Origin of the sequence: Saccharothrix sp. ALI-22-I (genome assembly GCF_001984175.1) — a bacterium.
Lineage (GTDB): Bacteria > Actinomycetota > Actinomycetes > Mycobacteriales > Pseudonocardiaceae > Actinosynnema.
In genome coordinates this window covers 179,889-203,826 of record NZ_MTQP01000064.1, presented here as the reverse complement: position 1 = coordinate 203,826, position 23,938 = coordinate 179,889, and the positions used below count along the sequence as shown (strand labels likewise).

The following is a 23,938-nucleotide window of genomic DNA, read 5'->3' as shown; positions in this document are numbered from 1 at the left end:
CTGGGGACCATGGACAAGCGAGTGCTCCTGGCCAAGCCGCGTGGCTACTGCGCAGGCGTGGACCGTGCCGTCGTGACCGTGGAGAAGGCGCTGGAGCAGTACGGTGCCCCGGTCTACGTGCGCAAGGAGATCGTCCACAACAAGCACGTCGTGGAGACCTTGTCGCGTCGTGGCGCGATCTTCGTGGACGAGACCGACGAGGTGCCCGAGGGCGCGCTGGTGGTGTTCTCGGCGCACGGCGTGTCGCCCGCGGTGCACGAGGAGGCGGCGTCCCGGCAGCTCCGCACCATCGACGCCACCTGCCCGTTGGTGACCAAGGTCCACAACGAGGCCAAGCGGTTCGCCCGCGAGGACTACGACATCCTGCTGATCGGCCACGAAGGACACGAAGAGGTCGAGGGCACGTACGGCGAGGCGCCGTCGCACATCCAGCTGGTGGACAAGGCGGAGGACGTCGACAAGGTCGTCGTGCGCGACCCGTCCAAGGTGGTCTGGCTGTCCCAGACCACGCTGTCGGTGGACGAGACGATGGTGCGGGTGCGCCAGTTGCAGGACCGGTTCCCGGATCTCCAGGAGCCGCCGTCGGACGACATCTGCTACGCCACGTCCAACCGGCAGACCGCGGTGAAGACGATGGCGCCGGAGTGCGACCTGGTGCTGGTGGTCGGGTCGAAGAACTCGTCCAACTCGGTGCGGCTGGTCGAGGTGGCGTTGCAGGCGGGCGCCCGCGCCTCGTACTTGATCGACTACGCGCGCGAGGTCGACCCGGCGTGGCTGGAGGGCGTGACGACGGTCGGCGTGACGTCGGGCGCGTCGGTGCCGGACATCCTGGTGATGGAGCTGCTGGAGTTCCTGGCCGAGCGCGGCTACGGCAGCGTCGAGGAGATCACCACGGCCAACGAGAAGATCGCCTTCGCCCTGCCCCGCGAACTGCGCAAGGACATGGTGCGCTGACCTGTCCGATCGGTCGGCCGCACGCCGCCCGTCATGCTTCGCAGGGGTCCTCGCCAAGGGGACCCCTGCTTTTATTCTGCCGGCGGGGTCTGACAATTTCGGGGTTCCGGCCCACTGAGCTGCGCTGACGGTGAAAGCGGTTGGCGGGCAAGGGGAGTTCGCGTTTGCTGGAACGATGAGCACCGTGCTGATCGGGGTGGAGAACGTCGCCACCCCCAAGTGGGCCCGTCGCCGCGCTGGGACGTCCGTGAGCTTGGGCAAGGCGTTGCGGAGCCTGCCGTCGGCGGTCGCGATGGTGGTTCAGCTGGCCTGGCGCACGTCGCCCCGGCTCACCGTGCTGGCGGGCGTGGTGCACGTGCTGTCCGGCTGTGTGACGGCGTTCGGGCTGCTGGCCACGGCGGACGTGTTCGCGGCGCTGCTGCGGGACGGCCCCACGCCGCAGCGGATCGTGGAGGCGTTGCCCGCGTTGGCGGTGGTGGTCGGGTCGTTCGTGGTCCGGGCGTTGCTCGACACGGCGGTGGCGGCGGTCGAGAGTTCGCTTCGGCCGAGGGTCACGCGGGAGGCCAACGACGAGGTGACCGCCGTGCTCGTGCGGGCCTCGCTGCTGGCGTTCGAGGACGCGGACTTCCGTGAACTGGCACGTCAGGGCGGTCGGCGCGGGGTGCGGTCGCTGGAAAGCAGCCTGCGGTACCTGGCGGACCTGGTGTCCGGCGGTATCTCGCTGATCGCGGCGGTGGTGACGGTCGGGCTGCTCAACCCGTGGCTGGCGCCGGCGCTGCTGCTGGCCGCGTTCGCGAACGCCTGGGCGTCGGCGCGGGCCTCGAAACTGCGGTACGAGCACTTCCTCGACTCGGTGACCCGCAACACCCGCAAAGGTGTCGTGGAGGAAGTCGCCACGGACCGCGACTTCGCGCTGGAACGGCACGCGCTGACGTTGCAGGAACGCCTGCTCGCCGAACACCGGCGCATCGCCGACAGCCTGGTGGCGGACGAGATCCGGATGGCCCACCGGACGAACCTGGTGCGGCTGACCGGGCGCGCGCTGGCCGGTGTCGGCACCGCGATCGCGTACGTCGTGCTGGGCCTCCTGCTGCACACCGGCGGCATGGAGCTGGCGTTGGCGGGCACGGCGGTGCTGGCCATGCGCACCGGGTTCTCCTCGCTGGCGACCACGACGCGCGCGGTCAACTCGCTGTACGAGGACTCGTTCTACATCGACTTCTACCGGAAACTGCTGGTCGAAGGCGCGGAACGGGCGCAGGGCAGTTCACCGGTCAAGGCACCGGCCGACCCGTCCCACATCACGCTGACGGATGTTTCCTTCACCTACCCCGGTGCTCCCAAGCCCGCGCTGCTCGACGTGAACCTGACCGTGGCCAAGGGCGAGGTCATCGCGCTGGTCGGGGAGAACGGGTCCGGCAAGACGACCCTCGGCAAGGTGCTGACCGGCCTGTTCCCGGCCTCGTCCGGGACGGTCGCGTGGGACGACGTGGACCTGGCGACGGCCGACCCGCACTCGGTGCACTCGTCGATCGCGGTGATCGCGCAGGACCCGGCGCAGTGGCCGATGACCGCACGGCACAACGTGACGGTCGGCCGGCTGGAGCGCGACGACGAGGATGCGTGGCAGCAGGCGGTGGCGAAGTCCGGCGCGGACGAGGTGCTGGCGTCGTTGCCCGCCGGGCCGGACACCGTGCTGTCGCGGCAGTTCAACGACGGTCAGGACCTGTCCGGTGGGCAGTGGCAGCGGATGGGCATCGCGCGCGGCATGTACCGGGACGCGGCGGTGCTGGTGGCCGACGAGCCGACCGCCGCGCTGGACGCCAAGGCCGAGGCGCGCGTGTTCGAGGGCCTGCGCGAGGCCACCGCGCGGCGCACCACGATCCTGGTGACGCACCGGCTGGCGAACATCCGCAACGCCGACCGGATCGTCGTGCTCGACCAGGGGCGGATCATCGAGCAGGGCACGCACGAGGAGCTGATGGCGTTGCGGGGCCACTACTTCGAGCTGTTCGAACTCCAGGCCGCCGCGTACCGGGGCGGGCTGCTGGCGTCCTAACCCTCGCCGGCGGACGCGGTGATCATGACGGGGTTGCCGTCCGGGTCGGCCACGAACGCGATCCGCTCACCCCAGGGCGTGTCGTTGGGCCGCTGGAGGACGGGGTGGCCCCGGCGTTCGAGATCGGCGACGGCCGCGTCCACGTCGTCGTGGTAGACGCACAGCTCGAAGTGGTGGCCGGTGGCCGGGCGTTGGGGCAGGCCGTGCACGCCCTTGCCGTCCGGGGCGACCTGCCCGAGCCCGAGCTTCGAGCCGTCGGTCAACTCGACGGCGACGTACACCGGATCGCCGTCCTCGGGGAAGCGGTACGCCACCGTGAAGCCGAGGGCGTCGCAGTAGAACGCGATAGACCGCGCCAGGTCGTCGCAGATCAGCATGGGGAACGCGGACCGGTACGCCATCCCCTGATGCTAAGCGGGAGCGGGGGTCAGGCGGTCAGTTCGAGGGATGAGCCCTCGCGCGCCTTGCGCACGCGGAGACGGGTGGGGATGCGTTGGCGCAGCTCTTCGACGTGCGAGACGAGGCCGACGACGCGGCCGCCGGCGCGGAGTTCGTCGAGGGTGGTCATGACCAGTTCCAAGGTCTCGGCGTCCAGGGTGCCGAAGCCCTCGTCGATGAACAGGGTGTCGAGCACGGCGCCCGCGGCGACGACGTCGGCCAGGCCCAGGGCCAGCGCCAGGGACGCCAGGAACGACTCGCCACCGGACAGGGTCTTCGCCGGTCGTTGCCGGCCCGAGTAGTCGTCCATGACGTCCAGGCCGAGGCCGCCCCTGGTGCCGCGCGGGCCGGCCTCGATCGAGTGGACGAACCGGTAGCGGCCCTGGCTCATGCGTTCCAGGCGCGCGCCGGCGGCCACGGCGACTTCTTCCAGGCGGGCGGCCAGGACGTAGGTGCGCAGGGTCATGCTCTTGGCGTTCTGGCCCATGCCGTTGATCACGTCGGTCAGCGCGTCCAGCTCCGAGTACTCCGCCTCCACCGGCTCCAGCCGCAGCCAGGCGGCCCTGAGCTTCTCGGCCAGGTCGGCGGCGCGGGCGGCTCTCGTGCGGGCGTTGGTCTGCGCCGTGGTGGCCGCGGTCGCCCGGTCGCTCGCCTGGCGGAACCGCTCCTCGGTGCCGGTCACGTCGACCTCGGCGTCCGGGTCGGTGTCGGGCAGCTCGGCCAGGGTGCTCTCGGCGGCGGTCCGGGTCTTCTCGACGTCGCGGATGCGGGTCTCCAGCTCGGCGACGGCGGCGGCCGGGCGTGCGGCGGCCAGGGCGTCCGCCACGTCGGCGAACCCGGCGATCGAGGCCAGCCGCGACACCTCCAGCCGCTGGTCGGCGAGGCGTTCCTCGTGCTCGGCCACGGCCGCGCGGCGGGTCGCCAACCCGGTCAGCGCGTCGGCCAGGTCACTGAGGTGGGCCCGGCGCGTCACCACGTCCGGGAAGTCGCCGCGCGCCTCCTCCAGCCGCGCGCCGCGCTCCTCGACCGCCTCCACCAGCTCCTTGCGTTGCGCGCCGGCTTCGGCCAGTTGGCGTTCCAGCGCGTTGCGCTGTTCGAGCGCCCGGTCCACCTTGGTCTCCAGCTCGGCCAGCGCGGCCTGCCTGCTCTCGACCTGCTCGGCCAGGGCCGACACGTTGCGGTGCTCGCGCTCCAGCTCGGCCGGCGGCCGGTCGCCCAACTGCTCGCGCAGCAACCCCAGCCGCGCTTCGAGCTTCTGCGCCTCCTGCTCGGCCTTCTGCCGCCGGTCGAGCGCGCGCTGGTCGTCCTCGGCGGCCCGTTCCTCGTCGGCGGCCGTCACCGAACCCAGCATCGGCTGCGCGGGCGACGGGTGCTCGACCGAACCGCACACCGGGCACTCGTGGCCGCTGTGCAGTTGCCCGGCCAGCTCGACGGCCATGCCCTCCAGCCGCTCCCGGCGAATCCGGAGCAGCTTCTCGTAGGTCTTGAGCTGCGCGTCCACCGCGACCCGGCGCGCGTCGTCGGCCTCCTGGAAGGCTTTTTCGACGCGCGGCAGCTCGGCCGCGGCGGTGGCCAGACCGGACACCTGCGCCAACCGTGCGGCGGCCTCCAGCGACTCCTCGACGGCCTTCTTCGCGGCCTCCAGTCGGGGCGGCACCTCGTCCAGTTGCGCGACGAGCGTGGCCAGCTGCTGGGACGTGGTGGCGACGTCCCGGTCCAGTTGCGCGATCCGCCGCTGGTCGACGCGCTGCCGCTCGGCCTCGGCGGCCAGGCTGGTCAGGCCGCCGGCCTCCTCGCGCAGGCGTTCACCGTCGCCGCGCAGGTCGGTGCCCTGGTAGCCGAGGGCGGACACCGCGTCGGCCGCCGCCCGCTCCTGGGCGACGGCGGCGTCGAGTTCGCGTGCCAGCTTCACCGCCCGTTCGTGCGCGGGCACCACGACCGCCGCCTGACGTGCGGCGTCACGTTCGGCGACCCACGCCCGCAGGCTCGGTTCCACCTCGGCGTACCGGTCGAGGTTCCGGCGCGCCTCCCGCACGCGACGGACGCGTTCGTGCCGCGCCCGTGCCTCCTGCCAGTCCTTCTCCGCGGCGGCACGCCGGGCGACGGCGTCGGCCGCCACCAGGTCGGTCTCGCGTTCGGCCTCGTCCAGCCGCTTGAGCAGCGAGCTGAGCCACTCCTGGTCGCCACCGCCCTCCGGCGGCTCCTCCAACGCCACCTCGGCGACACGCTGCACCAGGTCGCGGTGCACCAGGCCGAGTCGCTCGACGTCGCGCTTGCGTTCCTTGCGGCGCTCGCGGAACCACTTCTCCACGTCGAGGAAGCGTTCCGTGCCGAACAGCTTCTCCAGCAGCTTCTCCCGCTCGGCGGTCTCCGCGCGCAGGAACCGGGCGAACTCGCCCTGCGGCAGCAGCACCACCTGGAAGAACTGCTCGGCGGTCATCCCGAGCAGCCCTTCGACCTCGCGGGCCACGTCGTCGATGCGGCTGTGGCCCTCGCCGGTCCAGCCGCTGATCCAGGTCAGCGACACCTGGGCCTGCTGCCGGGTCGCGCCGTCGCCGCGCCTCTTCGGCCGCTCGTACTCGGGGCTGCGCTTGATCCGGAACCGCCGACCGCGCACGGTCAGCTCCAGCTCGACGTAGGTCTGGGTGTCGCGGTGCGCGTAGTCGCAGCGCAGCCGCTTCACGTCGCCGCGCGCACCGGGCACCTTGCCGAACAGCGCGAACGCCACCGCGTCGAGCAGCGTCGTCTTGCCCGCGCCCGTGTCGCCGTGCAGGAGGAACAGGCCGTCCGCGCCGAGGACGTCGAAATCGACCTCCTCGCACCCGGCGTACGGGCCGAACCCGCTGACCGCCAACCGGTGCAGCTTCACGAGTCGCCCTCCCGTGCGGCGGCGGCGAACGCGTCGCGCAGCAGGTCCAGTTCACGCGGGCCCGGCCGGTCGCCGCGCACGTCCTCGATGAAGCAGCAGGCGATCTCCTCGTCGCTGCGGCCACGCACCCGTTCGGCGAACCGCAGCTCGCCGGTCCGCCCGCCCTCCGGCCGCCACTCCACGTGCACCGCGTGCGGGAACCGCTTCTGGAGCCGCCGCAACGCGTCCAGCGGCCTCACCTGATCGGTCAGCGTGATCGACAGGAAGTGATCTTCGATCGGCTCGTGGTCGGGCGCCAGGAGCAGGTCTTCCAGTGCGCCGTTCAACGTGGACAACGCCCGCGGCACCGGCAGTGAACGCCGCTCCACCCCGGCCAAGCCGCCGGCGTCCAATTCGACCAGCCACACCGATTTGTGGTGCCGCGCCTCGGAGAACGAGTACGCCACCGGGCTGCCCGAGTACCGCAGGTGCTCGGCCAACGTCTGCTGCCCGTGCAGGTGCCCCAGCGCCACGTAGTCGACCCCGGCGAACACCGCGCCCGACACGTCCTGCACACCGCCCACCGCGATGGTCCGCTCCGACTCGCACGGCTCGCCGCCCGTCACGAACGCGTGCGCCAACACCACCGACCGCGTGCCCGGCCGGGCGGCCAAGTCCTGTTTCACCCGCCGCATCGCCTCGGTGAGCACACCGCCGTGGCCCTTGACCTCGACCCCGAGGGTGTGCCGGGCCGTTTCCGGTTCCAGGAAAGGGATTCCGTACACCGCCACCGGCCCGTGCGCGTCGGCGAACAGCACCGGCTCGTGCAGCTCGGCGACGCGCGTGCGCAGGTGCAGCCCGCCCGCCTCGGCGAACGCGCCCAGGAAGCCCAGCCGTGCCGCCGAGTCGTGGTTCCCCGGCGTGATCACGATCTTCGCGCCGGCCGCGCGGATGCGCTTCAACACCCGCGAGCACACCGCCACCGCCTCGGCGTTCGGCACCGCCCGGTCGAACAGGTCGCCCGCCACCACGACCACGTCGACCCGCTCGTCCGCCACCGTCTCGGCCATCCCGCCCAGCACCGACTCCTGCTCCACGAGCAGGTCACGGCCGTGGAACGTGCGCCCCACGTGCCAGTCGGAGGTGTGCAGGATCTTCATGCCGGCCACGCTAAGGGCGACCACCGACAGAACCGGTACTCCGACTCGGCGTGTCGCTCGGACGTGTGATCTCACAGCATTCGGTCCAAATCTGGCGGTGCGACATGATCTGGGGTGTGACAGCGGTCCTCAGCACGGCGGCGGTGGTCGTGGCGCTCCTGCTCGCGGGTGCGCTGGTGTTCCTGTGGCGGCTCTACCAGGACAGCGTGCGGCGCACGGACGCCGCGCTGGCCGCGGTGCAGGCCGAACGGGAGCGCGGCGACGCGCAGTGGGCGGCGTTGCAGCGGTACGAGGTGGCGTTCTCGTCGGTCAGCGGTCGCGGTGAGCTGGGCGAGAAGGTGCTGGTGGAGACGGCGCGGGTGTTGGGCCTGCGCGAAGGCATCCACTTCAGCCTGCAGGTCGACGTCGCCGGCGGTGGTTCCGTGCGGCCGGACCTGGTGCTCAACGTCGGCGGCGGCCGGCAGGTGCCCGTGGACGCGAAGATGAGCATGGCCACGTGGGCGGAGGCGGTGGAGACCGACAACGCGTCCGAGCGCGTCGACGCGTTGCGCGTGCACGTCAGGAACATCCGAGCGCGCGCCGCGGAGCTGGCGGGCAAGGGCTACCAGCGGTGGGCGGACGCCATCTACGGGACGATCATGTTCGTGCCCAACGACGGCGCCGTCGTGGCGGCCCTGGACACCGATCCCGAGCTGCTGCGATGGCTGCTCGACCGGCGGGTGTTCCTGTGCGGGCCGACCGGGTTCGCGGTGATCGCCTCGGCGGCGATGTTCGCGGTGACCGACCGTGCGTTGGCGGACGACGTGGAGCAGGTCAGAGCGGCGGCTTCACGTGCGCACAGGGCCGCGGACGGCGCTATCGACGCGGTCAACCTGTCCAGTACGCACCTCCAGCGGTTCCTGTCGGCGCGGCGGCGTGAGCTGGACGCTTTGGAGGGGTTCCGGGCCGCCGTGGAGCCGTTGAGCAACGCGTCGTCCGACGTCACGCCCCTGCCGTTGGTGCGGCGGACGGACGAGGCCGGCCTTGGTGCACCCTTGGACGCCCGCGAGGCGTAATAGAGTGTGTCGGACTGAGCCGAACGAGGAGTGTGCGTGACCGCTGCAATGCGTGACGACTCGCGCAGCGAGCCTGAGGACGACGAGGTTGCCGACGTCCGCTGGAACGACCGCGCCATGTTCGGCAGCTTTCGGGGTTTGCCCTGGTGGGCCGCTGTGCTCATCGCGTTCGTGCTGGCCATCGTCGGCACGTTCGTCGATGTCGGCTCGGCCACGCACACCGTGGGCTGGGTGTTCGCCATCACGTTCTTCGTGGGCTGCGTGGGTGCGGTGGTGTTCGTCGAGCGGCGCTCGATGTTCGGCCCGATCGTCCAGCCGCCGCTGATCCTGGCGATCGTGGTGCCGGTGCTGGTGGTGTTCACCCAGGGCATGCCCAGCGGTGGACTCGCGGCGGCCGGCCTCGCGCTGGGCAAACCGCTGATCGACGGGTTCCCGGCGATGGCGGTGACCACGGCGTGCACGGTGATCCTCGGCATCATCCGGGTGACGACGCAGAAGGACCCGAACCGGCCGACGAAGGACGAGATCCGCGAGGCCAAGCGCAAACCGGACAAGCCCCGCCGGCCGGAACGCCCTGAACGCTCGGCCGACCGCGCCGAACGCTCGGCCGACCGCACCGAGAAGCCGCAGCCCGAGGACCGCCCCAAGCGCCCTCGCGGTGAGGCCCCGGAACGCCGCCGTCCCGCCTCGGCTTCGGCTTCGGCCTCGGACGAGGACCGCCCCAAGCGACCCCGTCCACCGGCCGCGGGCGCCGTCCCCGCCGACCGCCCCCGCCGACCCGCCGCACCGCGCGAAGGCGGCCGTCCCACCCGCCGTCCCCGCCCACGTGACGAGGACTGACCCGGCCTAGCGGCCGTCCCGCCTCCTATTTGCCACGCGACAGAACCGATTTCGGGCAGGTAGAAGCAGGGGCGGCCCAGGGGACCCCCGGTTTTAATCCAAGCAGGGGGACCGACGGTTTGCCGTGCTCCTTGCCGTGCCTGTGGACAAGTGCCGCGCCTGTGGACAACTCGGTTCGTGCCGGCGGACGGCGTCAGGACTCGTGGTGCAGGAGCCAGCGCTTCACGTCCGGGCCCCAGCGGAAGTTGCCGATGGCGCCGCCCGTGCGGACGACGCGGTGGCAGGGGACGAAGAGGGCGGCGGCGTTCTTGGCGCACGCGGTGGCGGCGGCGCGGACCGCGGCGGGGCGGCCGGCCAGCAGGGCGTGGTCGGCGTAGCTGACCGGCTTGCCCGCCGGGACGGTGCGCAGCGCGTCCCACGCCAGCTGCATGAACTCGCCGCCGCGTTGGCGGACCGGGATGTCGGTGATCGCGTCCAGGTCACCCGAGTGGTAGGCGCGGATGGCCTTGGTGACCGCGCCCAGGTCACGGCGGGTGGTGAGGGTGGTGGGGCGCAGTGACGGGGAGACCTGGGGGAGCAGTTCGTCGGAACTCGCGGTCCAGCCGCTGGCCAGGACGGCGCCGTCCATCGCGACGATGGCGGTGAAAGGGCTGATCGGGGTGTCGATGGTCGACACGTGGCCGGTGCTCACGCAGTCCTCCTGAGGTGCATCGCGGCGTACGAGCGCCAAGGGCGCCACGCGGTGTTGTCGCTGGTCAAAGGGATGTCGGGGGCGCCGAGAACGCGCATCACGACGTACGAGGCGACGTCCGGGCCGACGCCGGGGAACGCCGACAGCTCGGCGTGCAGCTCGTCCGCGTCACGGCCCACGTCAACCCGCAACGTGCCGTCGGCCAACGCCTCGGCCACCGGCGAGCCGATCGCCGACGGCGACGGGTACAGGTGCGTCACGGAGCCGTCCGGGTGTTCCAAACGCTCACCCGGCGCATTGTGGCCGAGGGCCCTGAGCAGGGTTTCCCCGCCGTCCACACTGCCCGGCAGCCGCACCCCCGGCCGGGCCAGGACCGACGGGCGCAACGCCGGGTCGGCGGACAGGAAGTCGTCCACGGCCACCGGGTCGGCGTCCAGGTCCAGCAGCCGCCGCACCCGGCTCACGGCGCTGCCCAGGTCACGCAGGTCGGTCAGCCGCAGCGAGCACGAGACGTACCCCGCCGCGGGCTCCAACCGCACCGTCGCCTGACCGTGCGGCAACCGCAGCGAACGCGCGTAGCAGTGGTCCGTCACGTGCTCCACGCCGGGAATCGCGTTGGCCCGGAAGTACGCCAGCAGACCCGCCGCGTCGAACGGCGGCCGGTACGGCAGGCGGAGCGTGATGCGGCCCGCCGTGGTCGACGCCGCACGGGTCGAGCGCATGGCCGACGGGGTGGTCGCGAACACCGTGCGGATCGTGTCGTTGAACTGCCGCACGCTGGCGAAACCCGCGGCGAACGCGATGTCGCTGAACGACAGCGCCGTCGTTTCGATCAGCAACCTCGCGGAATGCGCGCGGTGGGCGCGGGCCAACGCCAGCGGCCCGGCGCCCAGTTCGGCGGTCAGGACGCGGGTCAGGTGGCGTTCCGAGTAGCCCAGGCGTGACGCCAGCCCCGGCACGCCCTCGCGTTCCACCAGGCCGTCCGAGATCAGGCGCATGGCGCGGGCCGCCAGATCGGCCCGGAGGTTCCACTCCGGCGAGCCCGGCACGGCGTCGGGCAGGCACCGCCGGCACGCCCGGTAGCCGGCGGACTGGGCAGCAGCCGCGGTCGGGTAGAACTCGGCGTTGCGCCGCTTGGGCGTCACGGCCGGGCAGGACGGGCGGCAGTAGATGCCGGTCGTGCGCACCGCGAGGATGAAGCACCCGTCGAACCGGGCGTCGCGGGCGGCGACGGCCCGGTAGGCGCGTTCGTCGTCGAGGAGCATGGCGACCACTCTGCCAGCGGTGGGAGGTGTGGTCTCGCGGGAATCGGACACGGCGTTGGGGGCGCGTAGACTCACTCACCGTGAGTTTGACCCTCGGCATCGTCGGCCTGCCCAACGTCGGCAAGTCCACCCTGTTCAACGCCCTCACGCGCAACGACGTGCTGGCGGCGAACTACCCGTTCGCGACCATCGAGCCGAACGTCGGCGTGGTGCCGCTGCCGGACGCCCGCCTCGGCAAGCTGGCGGCGATCTTCGGCTCCGAGCGCGAGGTGCCGGCGGTGGTGTCGTTCGTCGACATCGCGGGCATCGTGAAGGGTGCGTCCGAAGGCGCGGGCCTGGGCAACAAGTTCCTCGCCAACATCCGCGAGGCCAACGCGATCTGCCAGGTCATCCGCGTGTTCGACGACTCCGACGTGATCCACGTCGACGGGCGCGTCGACCCGGTCAGCGATATCGAGACGATCAACACCGAGCTGATCCTGGCCGACCTCCAGACGCTGGAGAAGGCCGTGCCGAGGCTGGAGAAGGAAGCCCGGACGCAGAAGGACCGCCGTCCCGCGCTGGAGGCGGCGCAGAAGGCGCGCGACATCCTCGACGGCGGCCGCACGCTGTTCTCCGCCCAGTCCGAAGTGGACGGTTCGCTGCTGCGCGAGCTGAGCCTGCTCACCGCCAAGCCGTTCCTGTACGTGTTCAACGCCGACGAGGCCGTGCTGACCGACGAGGCGAAGCTCAAGGAGCTGCGCGAACTGGTGGCGCCCGCCGACGCGGTGTTCCTCGACGCCAAGGTCGAGGCGGAGCTGCTGGAACTGGACGAGGAGTCCGCCGCCGAACTGCTGGAGTCCATCGGCCAGCACGAGCCCGGCCTGTACGCCCTGGCCCGCGCCGGCTTCCACACCCTGGGCCTGCAGACCTACCTGACCGCCGGCCCGAAGGAAGCCCGCGCCTGGACCATCCCCAAGGGCGCAACCGCCCCGCAGGCGGCCGGCGTGATCCACACGGACTTCGAACGCGGCTTCATCAAGGCCGAGGTCGTCTCCTTCGACGACCTCGTCGAAGCCGGCTCCATGTCCGCCGCGAAGGCCGCCGGCAAGGTCCGCATCGAGGGCAAGGACTACGTGATGGTCGACGGCGACGTGGTGGAGTTCCGCTTCAACGTCTGATCACTGCTCCCAGCTACCTCGGCCCGGAGTGGTACTGGTGGTGGGCAAGCACGAAGCCGTGGTGCGGGCCATCGCCGACGCCGCAGCGCGCCGGGTCCGTGAGGATCGAGTCCGGGCGCTGTGCCGTGGGGGACGCGAGCGGTATGCGGGGTTGCTCGATCGTCTGGCGCGGTGAGGATGGCGCGGCCTGGGTACGTGGGCGTGTCAGATGTGAACAAGATTCGGGGCGGTGCGCTCAGCGCACCGCCCCGAGGTACTGTGCTGTGGCGTCAGCGCACGTGGTTACGGCTGTGGCGGGCGAGGGCGAAGACGCCTCCGGCGGTGGCCAGCATGGCCAGTGCGCTGACGGTGAACACGACGATGTCGGTGGTCATGCGATTATCCCCTTGCGTTGATCTCCCACTCGTCTAGACGCCGGGGTACCCGGTTTCGTGGCCTGGCAGTCGTGCAATTCACACGATCGTGGAGGTAGAGGGTGGGACTGCGTGCACTTGAGGGGCGGGTGCTCGCCTTCGCGCCGTGGGTGTTCGGCCTGTCCCTGCTCGGACACCTGGCGATGGTCGCCTTCCAGACGAAGATGACCATGGTGGACCTGATGGTCTACCGGAACGCCTCGCCCGAGCTGTTCACCGGTCTGCTCTACGACTGGCGGCTCAAGGAGTTCTCCGACCAGTTCGCCCTCCCGTTCACCTACCCGCCGTTCTCCGCGCTCGTCTTCCTCCCCCTGTCCTGGGTCCCGTGGGGCGCGGCGCGGTGGTTCTGGCAGCTGGTCAGCCTCGCCTGCCTGTGGTTCATCACCCGGAAGTCGTTGCAGCTGGTCGGTAGCAACGACCCGCGCCGCGCGCTGCTGTGGGCCGGGCTGTTCATCTGGGTCGAACCGGTCCGCACCACGCTGAACTACGGCCAGATCAACCTGGTCCTGGCGGCCCTCCTGCTCGGCACGATGGTCAGCGCGCGGAGCTGGAAGCAGGGCGCGGGCGTCGGGATCGCGGCCGGGTTGAAGCTCACGCCCGCGATCTCCGGGCTCTACTTCCTGCTCACCCGGCGGTACAAGGCGGCCGTGTGGTCGGTGGCGGCGTTCTTCGGCACGGTCGGGCTCGGCTACCTGATCTCGCCGAGCCTGTCGAACGAGTACTGGTTCCACCTGCTCGGTGACGCGACGAGGGTCGGGCCGGTCGGCTCGGCGATCAACCAGTCGTTGCGCGGCGCGCTGTCCCGCACGGTCGGTTACGACGTGGAGACCGGGCCCGTGTTCGTACTGGGGGTGGCGGTGGCCGTCGTGCTCGCCGGGTTCGCCCTGCACGCGGCGGTGAAGGCGAAGGACACGCTGGCGATGATCGTCGCCGTGCAGTTCCTCGGCCTGCTGGTCTCGCCGATCTCGTGGAGCCACCACTGGGTGTGGGCGGTGCCGGCCCTGATGTGGTTGATCTACAAGGCACAGCACCGACTCGCGACCGTCACGGCGATCGCGTGGATCGTGGCCATCGGCAGCTACCTGATCTCGTTCCTGCTCAGGGTGCAGCCGTCGATCTGGATCATCCCGCGGCCCTGGTACTACTCCGCGCTGGGCTGGGTGTACCCGGCTGTGGGCGTGCTCACGCTCGTCACGATCGCCGTGGTGCTGAGGCAGCCGGCGGAGCGATCACAGGAAGACGTCGAGCACCCCGTCGATCTCCTCCGCGAGTGACACGTCCAGCGCGGTGATCCCGCCGCTGGAGTGCGTGCTGCACCGGAACGTCACCGTGCGCCAGCGGATGTCGATGTCGGGGTGGTGGTTGTCGTTCTCGGCGATCTCCGCGACCCGGTTCACCACCTGGAGAGCCTGCGCGAAGCTCTCCAACTCCACCGTGCGCACCAGCGCGGCGTCCTGGGCCTGCCACGAGGGCAGCGTGCTCAGCGCGTTGGTCACCTGGTCGTCGGTCAGCAGCTCGGCCATGGCCCTGATCGTCCCACCACGCGGGGTAGGCTGCCCGTTCACCACGGGAGTCCGGTGCGCCGGGCTGAGAGGAAGGCGCGCGAGCCTTCGACCGTCCACACCTGATCCGGGTCATGCCGGTGTAGGGAGAGATGATGTTTCGACGAGTGCTGACCGTCGCGAGCGCGTTCGCGCTGCTCACGGCCTGTTCGGTGACCACTTCCAACCAGCCGGCGGGGGAGCGGGTCGTCACGCTGGTGACGCACGACTCGTTCGCGCTGACGCCCGCGCTGCTGGAGCAGTTCAAGACCGACACCGGCATCACGATCAAGCCCCTGGCCAGCGGTGACGCCGGTGAGATGACGAACAAGCTGGTGCTGACCAAGGACGTCCCGATCGGGGACGTCGCCTTCGGCGTGGACTCCACGTTCGCCTCCCGCGCCCTCAAGGAGGGTGTGTTCGCCGAGTACGCGAGCCCCGAGGCGGAGAAGGGCGCGCAGCGCTACCGGCTCGACCCGCCCAACCGGCTGCACGCGGTGGACGTCGGCGACGTGTGCCTGAACATCGACGTGGCCGCGTTCAAGGACATCGGCGAGCCGACGCAGTACGCCGACCTGGCCGACCCGAAGTACAAGGACATGCTCGTGGTCGAGGACCCGGCCACGTCGTCGCCGGGCCTGGCGTTCCTGCTCGGCACGATCGCCGCGTTCGGCGAGGACGGCTGGGCGGACTACTGGGGCAAGCTCAAGGCCAACGGCGTGAAGGTCGTCAGCGGCTGGGAGGAGGCCTACACGCAGGACTTCTCCGGTTCCAGCGGCAAGGGGCCGCGGCCGATCGTGGTGTCCTACGCGTCCTCGCCGTCGGCGGAGATCGGTGACGACGGCACGCCGCGCACCAAGGCGCTGCTGGACACCTGCTACCGCCAGGTCGAGTACGCGGGCGTGCTGAACGGCGCGAAGAACGCCGAGGACGCCAAGAAGGTCGTGGACTTCCTGCTGGGCGAGAAGGTCCAGGCCGACGTGCCGGGCACGATGTACGTCTACCCGTCACGCGAGGGTGTCGCGCTGCCCGAGGCGTGGACGAAGGCCGCGCCGCTGCCGGCCACCGCCCGATCGCTGCCCGCCGACCAGGTCGACGCGAACCGCGAGCGGTGGGTGCAGCAGTGGCGCACGTTGGTCCAGGGCTGAGTCCGAGACTGGGTCCGAGGCTGACCTGGTCGTTCGCGGCCCTGCTGCCCCTGGCGTTCCTGGGGGTGTTCTTCGCCTGGCCGGTGCTGGCGATCGTCGGGCTCGGGCTGGGTGAGGGCGGCGTGCTGCCCGTGCTGGCCCGCGCCGACACCTGGGACCTGGTCGGGTTCACCCTCGGTCAGGCCGCCGGGGCGACGGCGTTGGCGCTGGTCACGGGCATGCCGGTGGCGTTCCTGCTGGCCCGTTGCCGGGTCCGCGGCGCGGGGGTGGTGCGGGCGGCGGTGATGGTGCCGTTCGTGCTGCCGACCGTGGTGGTGGGGCTGGCGTTCCGGGCGTTGTGGCCGGACGGCGGGGTGCTGCCGATCGTGCTGGCCAACGCGTTCTTCAACGTCGCCGTGGTCGCCCGCACGGTCGGTGGCCTGTGGGCGCGGGTCGATCGGCGTGCGGAGGACGCGGCGCGCGCTCTGGGTGCGTCACGCGTCCGCGCGTTCACGTCCGTCGTGCTGCCGTCGTTGGCCCCGGCGATCGGGTCGGCGGCGTCGGTGGTGTTCCTGTTCTGCGCCACCAGTTTCGGTGTCGTGCTGGTGCTGGGCGGCGCCCGTCACCGGACTCTGGAGACCGAGATCTACCTGCGCACGGTGGAGCTGTTCGACCTGTCGGGAGCCGCCGCGTTGTCGCTGGTGCAGTTCGCCGCGGTGATCGCGGTGCTGGTGATCGGCGGTCTGGCGCGGCGGAAGCGGGAGAAGGCGTTGCCGCTGCGGATCGAGCCGACGCGTCGGCCGGTGGGTGGCGAGTGGGGCGTGGTCGTGGCGGCCTGGCTGGTGGTGTCTTTGCTGCTCACGCCGGTGGTCGGGCTGGTGGTGCGGTCCCTGGCCACTGATGACGGCTGGAGCTTCGCCGGGTATGCGGCGCTGGCCGGCACGGGGGAGCGGGGGACGTTGGCGGTGTCCGGGCTGGACGCGGCGCTCAACTCCGTGCGCACGGCCACCGACGCGACGATGGTGGCGTTGCTGGTCGGCGTGGTGTCGGCGGTGGTGCTGGTGGGTCTGCGGCGGCACGGTTCGTGGTTCGCGGAAACCCTGGACACCGCGCTGATGCTGCCGTTGGGGGTGTCGGCGGTGACGCTCGGCTTCGGCTACCTGATCACGATGGACGCCCTGCCCGGCGATTTCCGCACGTCACCGCTGCTGGTGCCGTTGGCGCAGGCGCTGGTGGTGACGCCGTTGATCGTGCGGATCGTGCTGCCGGTGCTGCGGGCCGTGGACGAACGGCTGCGGCAGGCGGCGGCGACGTTGGGCGCGAGCCCGTGGCGGGTGTGGCGGGAGGTCGACTTCCCGTTGGCGTCGCGGTCGTTGGTGGCGGCGGCCGGGTTCGGGTTCGTGGTGGCGTTGGGGGAGTTCGGCGCGACGAGTTTCCTGGCCCGGCCGGACGCGCCGACGTTGCCGGTGGTGATCGCCCGGCTGATGTCGCGGCCGGGGGAGTTGAACAGCCAGATGGCCTACGCGGCGTGCGCGTTGCTGATGGTGGTGACCACAGCGGCGGTGCTGGTGATCGAGCGGTTGCGGGTGCCGAGCGGCGGGGAGTTCTGATGTCGTTGCGGGTCAAGGGGTTGAGCGTCCGCTACGGCCCGGTGCCGGCGGTGTCCGACGTGGACCTGGACATCGCGGACGGCGAGGTGGTCGCGCTGCTCGGGCCGTCCGGGTGCGGGAAGTCGACGTTGCTGCGCGCGGTGGCGGGGTTGGAGCCCGTCGGCGCGGGCGTGGTGTCGTGGGACGGGACGGACTTGGCCGGGACGCCCGTGCACCGGCGGGGGTTCGGGCTGGTGTTCCAGGACGGTCAGCTGTTCCCGCACCGGGACGTGGCGGGCAACGTGGCGTTCGGGCTGCGGATGCACCGGGTGGAGCGGGAGGCGCGCGAGAAGCGGGTGGCCGAGCTGCTGGAACTGGTCGGCCTGGCCGGCTACCGGAAGCGGCGGGTGACCGAACTGTCCGGCGGCGAGCAGCAACGGGTCGCGCTGGCCCGTGCCCTCGCGCCCCGGCCGAAGCTCCTGCTGCTGGACGAACCGCTGTCCGCGCTGGACCGGGCGTTGCGGGAGCAGTTGGCGGTGGACCTGGCGCGGTTGCTCCGCGAGACGGGCGCGACCGCGTTGGTGGTGACGCACGACCACGACGAGGCGTTCACGCTGGCGGACCGGGTCGCGGTGATGCGCGCGGGTCGGATCGTGCAGGTCGGCGTGCCCACGGAGGTGTGGCAACGCCCGGCCGACGTGGAGACCGCGCGGTTCCTGGGCTGCGGCAAGGTCCTGCCCGCCTCGGTGGCTTGGGCTTTGGTCGGCGTGGACGCGCGGGTCGGCCTGCGGGCCACCGCGCTGCGGACCGATCCGTCCGGCACGATCGAGGCCGAGGTGCTGGAACGCGTGCACCGCCGTGACCACGTCCGGCTGTTGGTGCGCATCGGGGACGACGATTTCGAGGCCGTGGCACCGGTCGCCGAGCCCCCGTCGCCCGGAGACCGGGTCACGCTGTCCGTGGACCACGACGGGGTCGCGATCATCGGCTGAGTCGCGGTCATCGACTGAAAGGACCATTCACCTGCCTGAATGCGCCCCGGTGCCCGACTCCGCACCGAAATCGTCGGACCCCGCCGGTAAGATCAAAGCAGGGGTCCCCTTGGCGAGGACCCCTGCGAAGCTCATCGGTTGAGGTCGAGGGCGTATTCGACGTCGCCGTGTTCGGCGCCTTCGATGTAGTCCGGCCACTCCTCGTGGAACGTCCGCACGTACTTCAGGCCGACCTTCTCCATGACCCGCCGCGACCCGGTGTTCACGGTCATCGTGTAGGCCACGATCCGCTCCAACCCGGTCGCGAAACCCCAAGCCACCAGCGCGGACGCGCCTTCGGTGGCGTAGCCGCGGCCCCAGAAGTCGGGGTGTAGCCGATAGCCCAACTCGGCCACACCCCCCGACACCGCACTCAGCTCGAACCAGCCGATGAACGCGCCCGACGCCTTCTCGTGCGCCGCCCACCAGCCGCCGGCCAGCACCTTCGGCAGCACGACGCGCTCCACGTCGGCCCGGGACACCGGCTTGCCGTCCTCGATGTACCGCATCACCCGCGGCTCACCGAGCAACCAGGCTGACGAGTCCACATCGGACTCGACGAACGCGCGCAACGCCAACCGCTCGGTCTCCAGCAACACAGACCTAATTGTCCTTGGTGACCAACCGCATCGCCGCCAGCGACATCCCGATCACGATGTAGCACCCCGCCAACGCCGTGCTGCGCCACAACTCCTCGGTCGGCAACGGGTCGCGCATCACGTCGACCAGGCCCTGCCACGCCGACGTGATGAGGTACGGGTGCAGCCAGTCAAGCGCGCTGAACGCGCCCAGCACCGCGAACACGATCACACCGGCCATCGTCGCGGCCATCACCACCAGCGGGTGCTCGGTGCAGGCCGAGATCGCCATCGCGATCGCCGCCACACCCCACACCTGCACGGTGACCAGCAGGATCGTCAGCACGATCCGCCCGAGCGCCTCGCCCAACGACAGCGTGGAGCCGGACAGCGTGAGCATCCCCTCGCCGCCGAACAGCACCACACCGGTGATCGCACCGACGAACGCGATCAACGTGACCGCGACCAACGACATCGTCGCCACGCCGAACGCCTTGATCCCCAGCAGCCTGATCCGGCCGACCGGCGAGATCATCAACCCGCGCAACGTGCCGTGCTGCGCCTCACCGGCCAGCCCGTCGGCCGCCCAGATCGCACCCACCAGCGGCAGCAGCAGGGGCAGCGCCAGGAACAGCGTGAACACCGGCAGCACCAGGCCGTTGCCCGCGATGATCGCGGCCAGACCCGGTCCGGCGGGGCCGTCGCCGTCCACCGCGAACCACAGCCCGACCCCGGCCAGGATCGGCACCAGGCACAGCGACGCGAGCCCGATCACCGTCCGCGGCCGGCGCAGGATCCAGCGCAGCTCCGAGCGCAGTTGCCTGCCCAGCGGGGCGCGGGTGGCGACCAGCGCGCTCATCGGGTCCCCTCCTCGATCGTGTCCACCGCGGACAGGTTGTGGTCGGACTCCTCGGCCTCGGTGAGCCGCGCGAACAGCTCCTCCAGGCCGGTGCGGTGCCGGCGCGCCTCGTGCACCGCGACCCCCGCGTGCACCAACGTCTCCAGCACCACGGGCGCGGTCGTGCCCATTAGCTCGACCCGGACGCCATCCTCGATGGGACGGGCCGAGATCCGCCCGGCGCGCAACGCGTTCAACGCGTCGTCCACGTCCGGCGTGACGATCAGCAGCGAGCTGCTGTCCGCGTGCAGCAACTCGGCCAGTTCGCCTTGCGCGACAACGGTTCCCCGGTGTAGCACGGCCACGTGCGTGCACGTCGCCTCGATCTCGCTGAGCAGGTGCGACGACACGACGACCGTGCTGCCCGACGCGTGCAGGTCGGCGATCACCCGGCGCACCTCGCGGGTGCCCGCCGGGTCCAGGCCGTTGGTCGGCTCGTCCAGCACGATCAACTTCCGCTTCACGAGCAGCGCCGAGGCCAGCCCCAGCCGTTGCTTCATGCCCAGCGAGTACCCCCGGTAACGGCGGTGCGCGGCGGCCATGAGGCCGACCCGCTCCAACGCGTCCTCCACGGCCTGCCGGATGTCACCGGTGGCCAGCAGCGGTTCGAACGCCGCCGCCCGCCGCAGGTTCTCCCGGCCGGACAGGAACGGGTGGAACCCCGGACCCTCGACCAGCGCGCCCACGTGCGGCAACGCCTGCGCGACGCCGTCGGGCAGCGCCTTGCCCAGCAGCTCGACCTCCCCCTCGGTCGGCTTCACGAGCCCGAGCAGCATGCGGATCGTGGTGGTCTTGCCCGACCCGTTCGGTCCGAGCATCCCGAGCACCGCGCCCTCCGGCACGTCGAGGTCCACCCGGTCCACCGCGACCGTGCGCCCGTACACCTTGCGCAGTCCCCGCGTCCGGGCCGCGAAGACCGGGGTGGAGCCGGCCGCCGAAGCGGCCGACCCCACCCGTGCGCTGGTCGAAGTGGTCACTTGACCTGACCGATCGCGTCCACCAGCACCTGCTCCGGCACCGCGCCCACGGCCACCCGGCCGTCGTCGGCGATCAGCACGCCACCGACCCGGGTGGTGATGAGCGTGCCCGAACCCCAGGCGCCGCTGAGCGGCTTGCCCAGCTGCCTGAGCAGGCCCTGGACGTCGACCTCCCGGCCTTCGCCCTCCTCCTGCCAGCGGCCGTTGCCGCGCTGCTCACCCTGCTGCCCCTCGGCGAGGAACGTCAGCGCGTCCTGCGGCACGCGTGCGGCCAGCACGGTGTCCCAGCCCTCGCCGATGACCTGCGGGTTCGCCTCGGTGATCGCCTTCTCGGCGGCGGCCTTGTCCTCCGCCGTCGGCTCGTGGGACTCCGGCTCGCTCACCTTCGCCCCGGCGGGCGGGGTGAACGAGAACAGCGACGCGTCCTGCGGGCCGACGTTCAGCTCGGAGAACCCGACCTGCACGGCGGGCGCGTCCGTGCCGTTGGTCAGCACGGCCACCCGCAGCGGCACCCGCAGCTCCGAGTCGACCGCCACGCGCACCTCGCGCAACACCGTCTTCTCGGTCGGCTTCGGGGTCAGCACCAGCTCGTACACCGGCCGGTTGGCGACCCGCGCGGTGCCGTCGACGGTGACGTCGCTGTACTCCTGGACCGCCGCCACCACCTGGCGGGACAGCGTCACCGGGTCCGCGGGCGCGGCCTGCTGCTCACCGGGCTTCAGCTCCGGCTTCCGCTCCTCGAACGAACCGTGCGGCATCTTGGTCACGGTCTGCTCGGCCGAGTCCCACAGCCACGCGGTCTCGCCGTCGTCCACGAACGTGCGCTCCGAGTCGCCGCCGGGCAGCTGCGCCCGCAGCTTGCCCTCGCCGTCGGTCCACATCCGCAGCGTGCTCGCACCGTCCGACAGCTGCGGCACACCGGCGATGACCGGGATGCCGAGGTCGTTGTTCACCGCGACCGAACCGCCGAACGCGGCCGGCTTGGCGTTGAGCACCGACTCGACCAGCGCCTCGGCGCTGACGTCCGGCAGCACCGGTGCGGGCCCCGCGCCGGCGGGCATCGCCAGCACCCCCAGCCCGGTGGCCCCGGCGATCACACCGACCGCCGCCGCCACAACGGTCACCCTTCTCCGGTTCATGTCCCCTCCTCCTACCGGGTAGCCCCTTGCGACCCGACAACCCAGACACTCCTCCGGTGGCCCTGAGACCGCGCTGAGAGGCTGAGAGCGCACTGAGACTCCCGCGCCGATTGTCCCCCTGACCGGGCATGCTGTGGGCGTGAGACCACGGGTGCTGGTTGTGGACGACGAGATCGGTGTACGCCGCGCGCTGGAACGCGGCCTGTCCGCGGAGGGCATGGAGGTGGTCACCGCCGCCGACGGCCCCAACGCGCTGAGGGTGGCGTTGACCGGCGCGTTCGACGTGGTGCTGCTGGACATCATGCTGCCCGGCCTGTCCGGCTACCGGGTGTTGCAGCGGATGCGGGCGGAGGGCGTGCGCACGCCCGTGCTGATGGTGTCGGCCAAGGACGGCGAGGTGGACCAGGCCGACGGCCTCGACCTCGGCGCCGACGGCTACCTGGTGAAACCGTTCTCGTTCGTGGTGCTGGTGGCGCAGGTGCGGGCGTTGTTGCGGCGCAACTCGGCGGACCTGGCGCGCCGCAGGCTCAAGCTGGGCGAACTGGTGGTGGACCGGGCGATGCGCGAGGTGAGTTGGGCCGGTGAGCCGGTGGCGTTGTCGCCCCGCGAGTACGCGGTGCTCGACGTGCTGGCCAGCCGGGCCGGGTCGGTGGTGACCAAGGACGAGCTGCTGCGCACGGTGTGGGGCGACGAGCAGGCGGCGACCCGCAACGCGGTCGAGGTGTACGTCGGCTACCTGCGGCGCAAGCTGGACGCGATGGGCGCTGGCGAGGTCGTGCGGACCGTGCGCGGCCACGGCTACCTGGCGTCCACGCCTGATCTCGACGCGGCGTTGGGTTCGGCGGGGACCAGGCGCAGGTGAACCCGCGCCGGTGGTGGCTGCGGCGCACGCTGCGGTTCCGGATCACCGTCGTGGCGACCGGCGTGGCCTTGCTGTGCCTGCTTGCGTTGACCCTGCTCGCCCCCCGCCTGATCGGGTTCGTGCAGGTCAGCGCGGTGGACTCGGAGCTGGCCAGATCAGGGAACATGCGCGTGCTGGACACCGCGGGCAACCCGTTGGACGGCGGTCCTCGGCCGGACCTGACGACGGCGGACATCCGGCGGCTCAAGGCCGGTGAACCCGTGCTGCGGATCGACGGGTCCAGCGCGCACCGGTGGATCGGGCGGGTGGAGTTCACGGCCGACGGCACGCCGCAGCTGCACGTCGCCGGTGACACGCTCGTCGGCTACCAGGAGGCCAACAGCCTCGGCACGCGGTGGCTGGCCGTGGCCGCGGTGCTGGTCGCGGGGCTGGTGGGGATAGCGACGTGGCTGGCCGTGCGGTCGTCGTTGCGGCCGGTGGAGCGGATGCGGGTGGCGGCGGGTGAGCTGCCGCGCGGTCAACGGCTGCCGGTGCCGGCCGCACGGGACGAGCTGCAAGCGCTTGCGGAGGCGTTGAACGCCCTGCTGGCCCGACGGGACGAGGCCACCGAACGGCTGCGCCGGTTCACCGGTGACGCCGCGCACGAGCTGCGGTCACCGGTGACGTCCGTGCGGGCGCAGGCCGAGGTGGCGGTGGCGCACCCCGACCCGGACTTCTCCATCGAGGTGCTGGAATCGGTGGTGGAGGAGTCGGTGCGGATGTCCGCGCTGGTCGACGCGTTGCTGATCCTGGCGCGGGCGGACACCGGCGAACTGCCCCGCGCCGAGCCCGTCGACCTGGTGTTGCAGGCGCATGCCGCGGTGGACCGGCTGGGCGAGACGGAACTGCTGGTGCAGATCGCCGCGCCGATCAGCGCGTGCCTGATCTCCGCCGCGGGGACCGAGGTCGAACTGGTGCTGGACAACCTGCTGCGCAACGCGGCCCGTTACGCCCGCACGTTCATCCGGATCTCGGTGCTGCCGGCCGCGCGTGAAGTGCGGCTGCTGGTGGACGACGACGGCCACGGCATCCCCGAGGAGCACCGGCAGAAGGTGTTCGACCGCTTCTACCGGGTCGAATCGGACCGCGGACGTGCCACCGGCGGGTTCGGGTTGGGGTTGGCTCTCGTCGCGCACCTGGTGCGTCGGCGCAAGGGCACGATCCGGGCCGGTGAGTCGCCTGAGGGCGGCGCCCGGCTGGAGGTGCGCTGGCCGCTCTTCCGGTGATGGCCGGCTGTGGCTGGTGACCGGTCGTGCTGATGGCAGGATCGTCGT

The 23,938-nt window shown here is 71.5% G+C and carries 21 protein-coding genes, 1 pseudogene and 1 riboswitch; of the genes and pseudogenes, 12 read left to right on the top strand and 10 right to left on the bottom strand.

Annotation, left to right across the window (positions count from 1 at the left end; all coding sequences use genetic code 11):
* Positions 1-9: 9 nt before the first annotated feature.
* Both ALI22I_RS25955 and ALI22I_RS25950 read left to right on the top strand, forming a co-directional pair.
* On the top strand, positions 10-954 hold the full coding sequence (locus tag ALI22I_RS25955) for a 4-hydroxy-3-methylbut-2-enyl diphosphate reductase (RefSeq protein ID WP_077008141.1): 945 nt from the start codon (positions 10-12) through the stop codon (positions 952-954).
* A 175-nt stretch (positions 955-1,129) separates the two neighbouring features.
* A complete protein-coding gene (locus ALI22I_RS25950; RefSeq protein WP_077008140.1) occupies positions 1,130-3,013 on the top strand; it encodes an ABC transporter ATP-binding protein in 1,884 nt (627 codons plus the stop codon).
* Here ALI22I_RS25950 and ALI22I_RS25945 read toward each other — a convergent pair.
* Genes ALI22I_RS25945 through ALI22I_RS25935 form a run of 3 tightly spaced genes read right to left on the bottom strand, consistent with a single transcriptional unit; the run spans position 3,010 to position 7,459 of the window.
* Entirely contained in the window at positions 3,010-3,414 is a 405-nt protein-coding gene (locus ALI22I_RS25945) for a VOC family protein (RefSeq protein WP_077008139.1), read from the bottom strand. The two genes, ALI22I_RS25950 and ALI22I_RS25945, sit on opposite strands and share 4 nt — an antisense overlap.
* Positions 3,415-3,440: 26 nt before the next feature.
* A complete protein-coding gene (locus ALI22I_RS25940) occupies positions 3,441-6,320 on the bottom strand; it encodes an AAA family ATPase (RefSeq protein ID WP_077008138.1) in 2,880 nt (959 codons plus the stop codon).
* Positions 6,317-7,459: an exonuclease SbcCD subunit D gene (locus ALI22I_RS25935; RefSeq protein WP_077008316.1), complete on the bottom strand. Its 1,143-nt coding sequence runs from the start codon at positions 7,457-7,459 to the stop codon at positions 6,317-6,319. The genes ALI22I_RS25940 and ALI22I_RS25935 overlap by 4 nt, the downstream gene beginning before the upstream one ends.
* Positions 7,460-7,575: 116 nt before the next feature.
* Between ALI22I_RS25935 and ALI22I_RS25930 the strand changes: the two genes are divergently transcribed.
* Both ALI22I_RS25930 and ALI22I_RS25925 read left to right on the top strand, forming a co-directional pair.
* Positions 7,576-8,514, top strand: coding sequence for a DNA recombination protein RmuC (locus ALI22I_RS25930; protein WP_238598572.1), 939 nt, complete (start codon positions 7,576-7,578; stop codon positions 8,512-8,514).
* Positions 8,515-8,550: 36 nt separating this feature from the next.
* A complete protein-coding gene (locus tag ALI22I_RS25925; protein WP_077008136.1) occupies positions 8,551-9,354 on the top strand; it encodes a DUF6542 domain-containing protein in 804 nt (267 codons plus the stop codon).
* A gap of 193 nt (positions 9,355-9,547) precedes the next feature.
* Here ALI22I_RS25925 and ALI22I_RS25920 read toward each other — a convergent pair whose 3' ends face one another.
* A complete protein-coding gene (locus ALI22I_RS25920; protein WP_077008135.1) occupies positions 9,548-10,045 on the bottom strand; it encodes a methylated-DNA--[protein]-cysteine S-methyltransferase in 498 nt (165 codons plus the stop codon).
* Positions 10,042-11,310 carry an AlkA N-terminal domain-containing protein gene (locus tag ALI22I_RS25915; protein ID WP_077008134.1) on the bottom strand — a complete coding sequence of 423 codons (1,269 nt, stop codon included), beginning with the start codon at positions 11,308-11,310 and terminating at the stop codon, positions 10,042-10,044. Before ALI22I_RS25915 ends, ALI22I_RS25920 begins: the two co-directional genes overlap by 4 nt.
* Positions 11,311-11,390: 80 nt before the next feature.
* On the opposite strand from ALI22I_RS25915, the gene ychF reads away from it, so the two are divergent.
* From ychF to ALI22I_RS25905, 3 genes and pseudogenes are all read left to right on the top strand, one after another.
* Positions 11,391-12,470 (top strand): redox-regulated ATPase YchF, encoded by a 1,080-nt coding sequence (gene ychF / locus ALI22I_RS25910; protein WP_077008133.1) that lies wholly within the window; start codon positions 11,391-11,393, stop codon positions 12,468-12,470.
* 40 nt (positions 12,471-12,510) lie between these two features.
* Positions 12,511-12,645 (top strand): annotated as a pseudogene (locus tag ALI22I_RS53920) (CopG family transcriptional regulator); the annotation flags it as partial.
* 300 nt (positions 12,646-12,945) lie between these two features.
* Complete coding sequence (locus ALI22I_RS25905; protein WP_077008132.1) at positions 12,946-14,157, top strand: mannosyltransferase; 1,212 nt, start codon at positions 12,946-12,948, stop codon at positions 14,155-14,157.
* Here ALI22I_RS25905 and ALI22I_RS25900 read toward each other — a convergent pair.
* The gene (locus tag ALI22I_RS25900) at positions 14,113-14,406 is read right to left on the bottom strand and encodes a 4a-hydroxytetrahydrobiopterin dehydratase (RefSeq protein ID WP_077008131.1); all 294 of its coding nucleotides are present in this window, start codon (positions 14,404-14,406) and stop codon (positions 14,113-14,115) included. The two genes, ALI22I_RS25905 and ALI22I_RS25900, sit on opposite strands and share 45 nt — an antisense overlap.
* Before the next feature lie 33 nt (positions 14,407-14,439).
* Positions 14,440-14,550, top strand: a riboswitch (TPP riboswitch).
* Here ALI22I_RS25900 and ALI22I_RS25895 point away from each other — a divergent pair.
* From ALI22I_RS25895 to ALI22I_RS25885, 3 genes are all read left to right on the top strand, one after another.
* Positions 14,541-15,572 carry a thiamine ABC transporter substrate-binding protein gene (locus ALI22I_RS25895; protein ID WP_143532445.1) on the top strand — a complete coding sequence of 344 codons (1,032 nt, stop codon included), beginning with the start codon at positions 14,541-14,543 and terminating at the stop codon, positions 15,570-15,572. It overlaps the preceding riboswitch by 10 nt.
* A complete protein-coding gene (locus ALI22I_RS25890) occupies positions 15,548-17,161 on the top strand; it encodes an ABC transporter permease (RefSeq protein ID WP_083752011.1) in 1,614 nt (537 codons plus the stop codon). The genes ALI22I_RS25895 and ALI22I_RS25890 overlap by 25 nt, the downstream gene beginning before the upstream one ends.
* Positions 17,161-18,132, top strand: coding sequence for an ABC transporter ATP-binding protein (locus ALI22I_RS25885; RefSeq protein WP_077008129.1), 972 nt, complete (start codon positions 17,161-17,163; stop codon positions 18,130-18,132). Before ALI22I_RS25890 ends, ALI22I_RS25885 begins: the two co-directional genes overlap by 1 nt.
* 131 nt (positions 18,133-18,263) lie before the next feature.
* Here the strand turns inward: ALI22I_RS25885 and ALI22I_RS25880 are convergent, their stop codons facing one another.
* The 4 genes from ALI22I_RS25880 to ALI22I_RS25865 are packed head-to-tail and all read right to left on the bottom strand — an operon-like array spanning position 18,264 to position 21,763.
* Positions 18,264-18,770: a GNAT family N-acetyltransferase gene (locus ALI22I_RS25880; RefSeq protein WP_077008128.1), complete on the bottom strand. Its 507-nt coding sequence runs from the start codon at positions 18,768-18,770 to the stop codon at positions 18,264-18,266.
* A 4-nt stretch (positions 18,771-18,774) separates the two neighbouring features.
* The gene (locus ALI22I_RS25875; RefSeq protein ID WP_077008127.1) at positions 18,775-19,608 is read right to left on the bottom strand and encodes an ABC transporter permease; all 834 of its coding nucleotides are present in this window, start codon (positions 19,606-19,608) and stop codon (positions 18,775-18,777) included.
* Entirely contained in the window at positions 19,605-20,624 is a 1,020-nt protein-coding gene (locus ALI22I_RS25870; protein WP_077008126.1) for an ABC transporter ATP-binding protein, read from the bottom strand. The genes ALI22I_RS25875 and ALI22I_RS25870 overlap by 4 nt, the downstream gene beginning before the upstream one ends.
* Positions 20,621-21,763 carry a LolA family protein gene (locus ALI22I_RS25865; RefSeq protein ID WP_077008125.1) on the bottom strand — a complete coding sequence of 381 codons (1,143 nt, stop codon included), beginning with the start codon at positions 21,761-21,763 and terminating at the stop codon, positions 20,621-20,623. The genes ALI22I_RS25870 and ALI22I_RS25865 overlap by 4 nt, the downstream gene beginning before the upstream one ends.
* Positions 21,764-21,902: 139 nt before the next feature.
* On the opposite strand from ALI22I_RS25865, the gene ALI22I_RS25860 reads away from it, so the two are divergent.
* On the top strand, positions 21,903-22,625 hold the full coding sequence (locus tag ALI22I_RS25860) for a response regulator transcription factor (RefSeq protein ID WP_077008314.1): 723 nt from the start codon (positions 21,903-21,905) through the stop codon (positions 22,623-22,625).
* On the top strand, positions 22,622-23,890 hold the full coding sequence (locus ALI22I_RS25855; protein WP_077008124.1) for a sensor histidine kinase: 1,269 nt from the start codon (positions 22,622-22,624) through the stop codon (positions 23,888-23,890). The genes ALI22I_RS25860 and ALI22I_RS25855 overlap by 4 nt, the downstream gene beginning before the upstream one ends.
* Positions 23,891-23,938 lie beyond the last annotated feature (48 nt).